This window comes from Brevibacillus sp. FIR094, assembly GCF_050477165.1.
Classification (GTDB): Bacteria; Bacillota; Bacilli; order Brevibacillales; family Brevibacillaceae; genus Brevibacillus.
Genome location: NZ_JBEAES010000042.1, coordinates 35,768 through 43,870, shown reverse-complemented (window position 1 = coordinate 43,870; position 8,103 = coordinate 35,768). Strand labels below are relative to the sequence as shown.

6 protein-coding genes are annotated in these 8,103 nt (G+C 46.8%); 1 reads left to right on the top strand and 5 read right to left on the bottom strand.

Annotated features, from left to right (window positions below; genetic code table 11):
• Positions 1–252: 252 nt before the first annotated feature.
• The gene (locus tag ACQ5DJ_RS26165) at positions 253–933 is read left to right on the top strand and encodes an endonuclease/exonuclease/phosphatase family protein (RefSeq protein WP_429844991.1); all 681 of its coding nucleotides are present in this window, start codon (positions 253–255) and stop codon (positions 931–933) included.
• On the opposite strand, the gene ACQ5DJ_RS26160 is transcribed toward ACQ5DJ_RS26165, so the two are convergent.
• The 5 genes from ACQ5DJ_RS26160 to ACQ5DJ_RS26140 all read right to left on the bottom strand — a co-directional run bounded on the left by ACQ5DJ_RS26160 (position 887) and on the right by ACQ5DJ_RS26140 (position 7,871).
• Positions 887–2,371, bottom strand: a complete 1,485-nt coding sequence (locus ACQ5DJ_RS26160; RefSeq protein ID WP_429844990.1) for an alkaline phosphatase family protein — start codon at positions 2,369–2,371, stop codon at positions 887–889. The genes ACQ5DJ_RS26165 and ACQ5DJ_RS26160 overlap by 47 nt on opposite strands.
• 124 nt (positions 2,372–2,495) lie before the next feature.
• Positions 2,496–3,992: a S41 family peptidase gene (locus ACQ5DJ_RS26155; RefSeq protein ID WP_429844989.1), complete on the bottom strand. Its 1,497-nt coding sequence runs from the start codon at positions 3,990–3,992 to the stop codon at positions 2,496–2,498.
• The gene (locus ACQ5DJ_RS26150; protein ID WP_429844988.1) at positions 3,989–5,989 is read right to left on the bottom strand and encodes a tetratricopeptide repeat protein; all 2,001 of its coding nucleotides are present in this window, start codon (positions 5,987–5,989) and stop codon (positions 3,989–3,991) included. The genes ACQ5DJ_RS26155 and ACQ5DJ_RS26150 overlap by 4 nt, the downstream gene beginning before the upstream one ends.
• Positions 5,990–6,045: 56 nt before the next feature.
• Complete coding sequence (locus ACQ5DJ_RS26145; protein WP_429844987.1) at positions 6,046–7,161, bottom strand: Nif3-like dinuclear metal center hexameric protein; 1,116 nt, start codon at positions 7,159–7,161, stop codon at positions 6,046–6,048.
• Complete coding sequence (locus ACQ5DJ_RS26140) at positions 7,137–7,871, bottom strand: tRNA (adenine(22)-N(1))-methyltransferase (RefSeq protein WP_429844986.1); 735 nt, start codon at positions 7,869–7,871, stop codon at positions 7,137–7,139. The genes ACQ5DJ_RS26145 and ACQ5DJ_RS26140 overlap by 25 nt, the downstream gene beginning before the upstream one ends.
• Between the last annotated feature and the right edge of the window lie 232 nt (positions 7,872–8,103).

The following is an 8,103-nucleotide window of genomic DNA, read 5'->3' as shown; positions in this document are numbered from 1 at the left end:
AGGCACGCCGCCAGCGTTCGTCCTGAGCCAGGATCAAACTCTCCAATAAAGTTTGAAGATGAATCTGACTTCAAGTAAAACACAAGCTTATTTTCACAGATTAATTCTATTCCGGTTTTCAAGGAGCATTTTATTCCATCTGTGCCTCAAGCAGAGGCGACGTTTTTTAATATAGCATAGACTAAAACCTAATGCAATAGGGAAAACTAAATAAGTTTAAAAAATGACGTCTAGCAAAGGAAGTGAACGAGGGTGCGTGTAGTCAGCTACAACATTCATAGCGGCCGTGACCTCTGGTGGCGAAAACGTTTGAACGAAATGACTCTGACTTTAAAGAACTTGCAACCAGACATCATCGGTCTTCAGGAAGTCCACCAAAACGGGAAGTATGGGTATCAAGCGAGCTACATCGCCGATCAATTACAGTATCACCTAGCCTTCTCCCCTTCCATTGCGATAGGAGATGGATATTACGGCAATGCACTGTTATCGAAGTACGCGCTTGAAAATGTCGACGCCATCGTTTTGCCCGCCAGAAAAGAGCAACGGACCCTCCTGTATGCATCCTTTCAAGGGTACGGTCGTTCGATTACGCTTTGCGTTACACACTGTAGCTTAAATCAAGTAAGCAGATTGGCCCAGCTGCAGCTCATGTCGACATTGATACAGCAACACGCAAAAGCCCCATTACTCCTAATGGGGGATTTCAACGCGAGTAATGTGTCTTTTACTCCACATCTGATGGACTGTGCTCTTGTCTCAGGTCAGGAAAAAAGTCCAACACTTCCAGCCTTCCGCCGACGTCTGGACTATATTTTTGCTTCTCATCACTGGAATATTGAGCACTACGAGCTGCTACCTGTCAATTGGTCCGATCATGTCCCGGTCATTGCCGATTTGAGACTGACGGAATCCCCAGCTCTCGAAGAATAAAATCTTTGACATCAACCAGCCTTGCTGGGAGAGGGAACATCTCCGAAGCACCTGCAATCACTAACGGAATCAGCGAATCTTGCTTATGAAGTGAGCCGTGACTTCCTCCACCTAAATGCGTGGGTGCACATTCCGATAAAAATTCATAGCTCTTGGCAGCAGTAACGACTACCACGTCAACGGTCTGCGAGAACAGCGACCCGTATAGTCGAGAAAAAGCATCCGGGTATGTATCAAAAGAAAGACACTCTCCATCATATTGCACATCGAGCACGGAAACGTCCCCTTCAACGGACCAAGAAGAACCGTACGCATCTTGATACTCCCCATTGCGCCAAAAACACATTTCCTGTTGTGTTCCGCCCCGACGCACCTTTACCTTCCCCCCCTCCTTCCAAGCAATCAAATCAATTCTTTCTTCCACACTAACCGCTTCTACAATAGAAAGTTGATCTGTGCCATTCACTGGATACAAAAAAGTCATACGCTCATTATTACAAATGACCACTTCCACTTCTGGTGTCACGTCAGTACCAAGCGCATAGATCGAAAAATTCGCCAGGAGATGATTCAGCGGAATATTGTGGTCTTCACTTGCACCGATAACGGTTTGCCCATGATCACTAATCAAAATGCATACGTTTCTCTCCAGCATTTGCTCCCATGATACAAAACTATCCAGTAAACGAGCCAATTGCTTGTCCACATCCGCCAAGTGCTGTACGGCATCCTCCGGGGAATTGTGGAGCTTATGATCATTCTCTGGCAGATAGACCAGCGTAAAATGCGGCTGCTGACCACTACGTATCACTTCAATCATGACATCGATTGCATAGGCATCATTAATCCCGAAGCCTTCTAAAGCGGATTGGGCGAAATCCCATGGGACAGAACGAAACAGTGCAGGACGGACCAGAGTCCCCATGCTCATGATCGTTGGACCACTCACCTTTTCTCGCAGGGAAAAAGATGTGATTGTATCAAGTAAGGTCGGCATTTTCACTTTATGTTGCTTATGTCCGCGATGGGCAATAACATTGATGGAACCCGATACGAGATTGTTTTCTTCTAGTACCTCATGAATGGTTTTGACATCCTTGCTAAGATGACGTTCATTCAAGTCAAAAAGAACATTTCCGGCACAGCTCGAAAGGCCTATTTTTCGGATAGAAGCGGCCCCATTAATATAATTCACCATCTTTTTTTGCTCTGCATCATACCAAACTAACCCCGGTACTTTGTGCTGATCGGGGTAAACTCCCGTAATGAGGGAACAATCTATCGAAGCCGTCATGGTAGGGAAAACAGTCACACAATCTGGTATGTACTGGCTATGCTCCATGAAAAACCGAAGTGCCGGTGCTTTATTGGCAGCAATGCATCGCTCCAGAACATCAGGCATCATGGAGTCGATCAGGAAAAGTATGACCTTTTTCATTCGGCTGCCACCCTTCTTGTCGTAGTAGTCATAGTCGCACCTGATAGTGTTCGATTTTCCATTACCGAGTATACGCCTGAAAAAGAAAAAGCCCCTGCTCGCCAAAAGCGACAGGGGATCTTGCTCACGAAGTAAATGTGAGGGTGTTGATACCATTTTTCGTTTGCAGTATGAGTGCAGGGTACTTCTTCAAATACGGAGTAAGTACCACATAATCTTTTTCGCCAATGGACGGATCACCCAGTAAATGCGAAAGTACAGCAGCTCGGATTTGCAGCCCTTGAGGCGTTTGTTTAAAGAGAGGGTCGACTGTCGGGAAAGGGATTCCATTGATGACTGTGTCGCCTTCTGCGTCACTCAGTTCCCACGTATTGACCTTCAAGGAATGGAGAGCTTCTACTACTTGTGCTCCATAATCCTCCACAACCATATCCGGTTGAAGCCCTACGTGATTTACCACGGTATGCTTAGGAGTAAAATATTCATTCAGTGTAAGCTTGAGTGCGTCACCGTCCGACAACGGAATAACTTGTTGGGCACTCCCTTTTCCAAATGTTTTGGTACCCACAAGTTTGGCGATGCCATGATCACGCAGGGCACCTGACAACAGCTCAGATGCAGAAGCTGTACCGCCGTTTACCAAAATTCGCACTGGAATACCGATATCCTGCCCATTTCGTACCCACGTCTCTACCTCTACCCCATTGCGATTCGTGGTGTACATTAGCAAGCCTTCTTCCATAAAGAGGCTAGCGATGTCCCGCGCTGTGGACAAGTATCCCCCGCCATTATCCCGCAGGTCTAACACCAATCCGGACAATGGTTTTTGCACACGGGAAAGTTCTGCAAGCTTATCCCTTACCTGGATGGCTCCATCTGATCCGAATGTTTCAAGGCTGATATAGCCAATCGCGCCTTTCGTAAACATCTGTCCTTCCGCTTCCGGCAAGGTCATGAAGGCACGCTTCAGCTTCACCTGGTGCTCCCGTTTGTCGGATGGACGATACACAGTAAGAACGGCTTCAGTCCCTTCGTTGCCCTTCAAATACGCATACGCTTCTTCAAAAGTCTTTCCAACCAACGAGGTCTCATTAACTTTGATCAATTGATCGCCTCGTTGCAAGGGAGATGCTGCTGCTGGAGAATTCGGAACGATTTCCCGGATGATAATATGATCATTTTGCAGCCGCAGACGAAAGCCAAATCCAACGAATTGATTTTCAACGTCAGATTGGAACAGACGCAATTCATCTTGGGTAAAAAATACGCTGTGCGGGTCATCGAGCGTGGAGAGCATTCCATCAATCGCCCAAATGTTCATCGTTGGCGTATCAAAACCGCCTTTCTTCTGCCATTCTGCAAGCCTCAATTCCAACTCGTCCCACGTGTCATCTTCTTCTGAAAACTCGAACTGAAGCTGTTTTTTCTGTTTGGCCTGCTGGCTGACCACCTCTAGTGCCCCTTTTACCAATTGTTTGGCTGCCGGCTTGCTCAAGTGGCTTTCCATGACGTGCAGGAACACTTCTTCTGTTTCTTCGTACGGATACTCTGCCGCTTGCACGGGAAGAACAGTTGTGAATAACAGGACAATTGCTACTGCCCATTGACTAATCCGCTTCATGGCGCCACCCCTTTTCGAACATCATCAGGTATCGAGAATTCTACATTGCTTGTAAAGTCGTAATTGTCGGTACCCGAATAGGCTACATATCCGTCGCCCTCATAAATTTCTTCATAACGCCACGTATGTTTAACAATTTGGTCGCTAGCCCGATCAATATAATACTTGTTCATGAACAAGGGAACGTCTTTCACTTTTCCTTGTCCGAGCGTAACCTTGTTTGATTTCTCTACCAGCATAGAGCCTGGAATCCACTCCGTAATGACATCGTACTTCCCGTAAGATTGCTTGTAGTAACGAGCATGAAGCTCCTTGGCACGATCGACCACCTTAACAGCACCAACCCACTCGTGCAAAAAGTCAACTTTGTCCGTTCTATTCTTGTCCCATGCCTGCCGATCCGTATCGTACGAGTATTGTATATTTGTTTTCCCGTCTGTGTAGGAGAGCAGCTTGTCTGATATTAGTTTTTGCGGAGATTGATAGAAGCCGGATATTCTGCTTATTTGTTTTTCCTTGTTAATATCCTGCGTGTATGAGAACGTCAATCCACTCAATACCGCTTCACCCTTCACTTGGTAGGTGTCGGCATTGTCCAACTGGCGCAACGAGTATCCCAAATCAGAAATAATAGCTGGCTGATCTTTTAAAGAGGCAAATTCTTGACGCAACATTTTATGCAGCTGATTCATTCTGCTGTCTGACGCTTTCGGTTTCATCCCAGCAAGAGCTGCTTCTGCTTCCTGCATACGTCCTTCCTGTAAATAATAATAGGAAGTATTCAACAATGCCTCTGGGCTCCTGTCGGCAAATCGCTGGAAACGTGCCAACGCTAGGTCTACCTGACCACTCCTGATTTCCAGTGCCCCCAAATACATGGCGAGCGATTCCCATTCTTTGGAATCCCGCTTCACTTTTTGCTCATAAGCACTGAGTCGGTCGAGCGCTTTTTTGTATTGGCTTTGGTCCTTGTTCCCTAGCTGCAAGGCAATATCATACACATTGGCACTCAATAGCCCCAGTGTATCCGGGAGAATGATTTTGTCTTCGAAGTAAGCGTCGATAGATAGAAAAGCTTCCTCCAAATTGGTTTCAATCGGTGTTTCAGGATTCCAGCTCAATAAATAGTGAACACCAACTTGATTAGGAAAAGAGGAATCGGCCAGCTTGCGTAACTGTTCAAATGTCTCCTCACTATCATTTCTACTGCGAATAGCGGCAGCCGCATCTACATAAATCTGTTCTTCTGTTGTTTTGGGATCTGTATAGGTTGCAAATAACGGCAATACCTCTTCGATATCCGGGACCATCGGGAACTTTTTCCCATCATAATCCAACAGAGGCATGATTCCATCCTGAAGGAAATAATTCACCATGCGATCAGCTGCGACTGCAGCATCTCCCCGCTTCACCCGATCCGTTTTTTCTCCCTCTAGCCATCCCCAGGAACGCACTTCTTCCCAAGCATTTTTACTATCTGGAGACATCGTGAACATTTGCAATATCTTGGCAGCTTCTTCGTTGGTGATCGGCTGATTCGGCTTCATCATCTCACCAGGAAAAATGTACTGAATCGCATTAGGGCCGTACAGTCTATCCAAGATTGTGGAAATGCGCATCGTTGGTTTGTACATCCAGGTCAGGCGATCAACATCTTTATACGGCAAATACGGTTCCTGAAAACCTTCTGCTCGCGCCCACTCCGAATGCTCGGATAAGAAAGTAAGCGGATAGATATGATACTGCCCACCGTAATAAAGACGATCGATCATGACGAGAAATTCCGCACGTGTCATGTCACGATTTGGGTAAAACTTGGGAACATTTGGACCAGCCTCAAACAAGCCGATCTGCACACCTTGAATGATTGCGTTTCGCGCCCAGTGCTTGTTGATGTCATTGTATGGCAATAAGCCCCCAGCCGCTGATGCGACGCCGGGGGTGAGTAAGCTTAACGTTAATAATCCACAAGAAATCGTCCGGATTAGTTTTTGCACATAATATCCTCCTACACTTCATCTGGCAGGCAACCAAAGGTTGATCCTGCTACGTCTTATACAAACTGGAACGGATCTGTGTGCACGCGCGAAGGAATAACCTCTGTTTCGTAACCATTTGCCTGCAATTGTTCAAGCAAGATGGTCGCCAGCTTTTCCTTCATGATTTTTTCGATATTGTGACCAGCATCTACGATCGACAAGCCTTCTGCTTGTGCATCGTGTGCGGTGTGATACCCAATGTCTCCGGTTAAATAAACATCCGCGCCTTTAAAAATGGCTTTGGAAACAAAAGAGCTACCGTCTCCACCTACTACCGCTACTTTCTTGACTGTCGCATCCAAGTCACCAACTACGCGAAGACCCTGGAGGGAAAAGCGTTCTTTGACGAGCAAAGCAAACTCACGCAGCGTCAGTGGTGCAGGCAGAGTGCCGATACGTCCAATTCCGTATGCAGTACCGGACTGCTCCAAAGGAATAATGTCATAGGCGACTTCTTCGTAGGGATGGGCAGCAAGCATTGCTTTGACCACAGCCGATTGCCTAGAAGCAGGAACAATCATCTCGATGCGAACTTCCTCTGCTTTTTCCAATCGGCCTGTCGAACCGATATGGGGATTCGTTCCTTCTCCTGGTAAAAAGGTTCCAGTCCCTTCTGTCTGAAAAGAACAGTGGCTATAGTTGCCAACATGCCCTGCACCCGCTTCAGCAAGAGCGGAAAATACTGCTTCCTTATGGGTAGCGGGTACGAATACAACGAGCTTTTTCCAAGCTTCTCGTGAAAGAACATCCAGTACATCTACGTCAGTGAGTCCAACGGCTTCTGCAAGCCAATCGTTCATTCCCCCATACGCAACATCCAAATTGGTATGGGCTGTGTATACAGCAATGTCGTGCTTGATCAGCTTTTCGAACACGCGTCCTGCGGCGAGATCCGTCCGGAGGTGTTTGAGTGGTCGATAAATGACGGCATGGTGAGCCACGATTAGGTCTACACCCTCTGCAATTGCTTCATCCACCACAGATTCCAGCACGTCTAGGGCGATCATTACTTTTTTCACCTTTTTTTGCAAGGTGCCTACATGAAGGCCAATCTTGTCGCCTTCCATCGCCAACGATTTTGGCGCCAGACGTTCTACATACTGGATTACGGTTTGTCCGTGCGCAAGCATGCAATCACCTCATCGATCCATTTTACTTCTGCTTCGATTTCTTTAATTCGTTCAGCTGTTTCCGGCTTGTCCGAACGCTTTAATTGAACGATGACCTTTTGCCATTTTTCTTGCTCGTTCAGCCACTTCTCTTGTAAAACCTCTGATTTTTCCACCCAAAGAAATGGACCAATGCGCAGGAGCTCTTGTTGTGTACGATCTTTGCCCTCGTAAAGCAAAGTAGGATTGCCTCGTTCTGCGACGAGAATCTCATAAATCACGCCGTCCTCCTGCAAAATGGACTCCGCGATTAACTGCCAACCATTCTCTATCATCCACAGGCGAACCGCTTCTTCCCCTACGTTTGGTTGCAGAATCAGGCGTTGCACACCTTCCAGTTTGTCTTTCCCTGCTTCCAAAATAGAAACGATCAATTGACCGCCCATCCCCGCAATGCAGATCACATCTGCTTCGCCAGGCTGTAATACAGCGAGTCCGTTTCCTTTACGCACCGAAGCGCGATCTTTTACCTGCAATGTATGTATTTGTTTTTGTGCCGCTTGAAAAGGCCCTTCATTCAATTCACCTGCGATCACGAAAGAAGCAATTCCTTTTACAAGCAAATAAGAAGCCAACAACGCATGATCCGACCCGATGTCGGCGACGCGGGCTCCTTCTGGACAATAGCGGGCAATCGTTTGTAGCCGCTTGGATATTGATACTGATGTCATCTGTATATTCACCTTCCGTTGCCTCTATTCTACCCTATTTGGCAGCAATTGCGAAATGCTAATTCCCTAACAGATGATCAGCAAAGAACGACAAAATCCTCACTGTTGCACCCAGTAGGGACAAGGCAACTAAGGGGGAGGCTTGGGAAGTAGTCGGGAGGCTTACAGGTAGGCCATTCTGTTGGATGTAATGTTCGGAATAACAAGGAAAGTTTTTAAACATGCCGATATT

Excerpts from the sequence above, each read along its gene's own strand:
- ACQ5DJ_RS26160 (WP_429844990.1), bottom strand. The coding sequence starts at position 2,371 with ATGAAAAAGGTCATACTTTTCCTGATCGACTCCATGATGCCTGATGTT.
- ACQ5DJ_RS26155 (WP_429844989.1), bottom strand. The coding sequence starts at position 3,992 with ATGAAGCGGATTAGTCAATGGGCAGTAGCAATTGTCCTGTTATTCACA.
- ACQ5DJ_RS26145 (WP_429844987.1), bottom strand. The coding sequence starts at position 7,161 with ATGCTTGCGCACGGACAAACCGTAATCCAGTATGTAGAACGTCTGGCG.
- ACQ5DJ_RS26140 (WP_429844986.1), bottom strand. The coding sequence starts at position 7,871 with ATGACATCAGTATCAATATCCAAGCGGCTACAAACGATTGCCCGCTAT.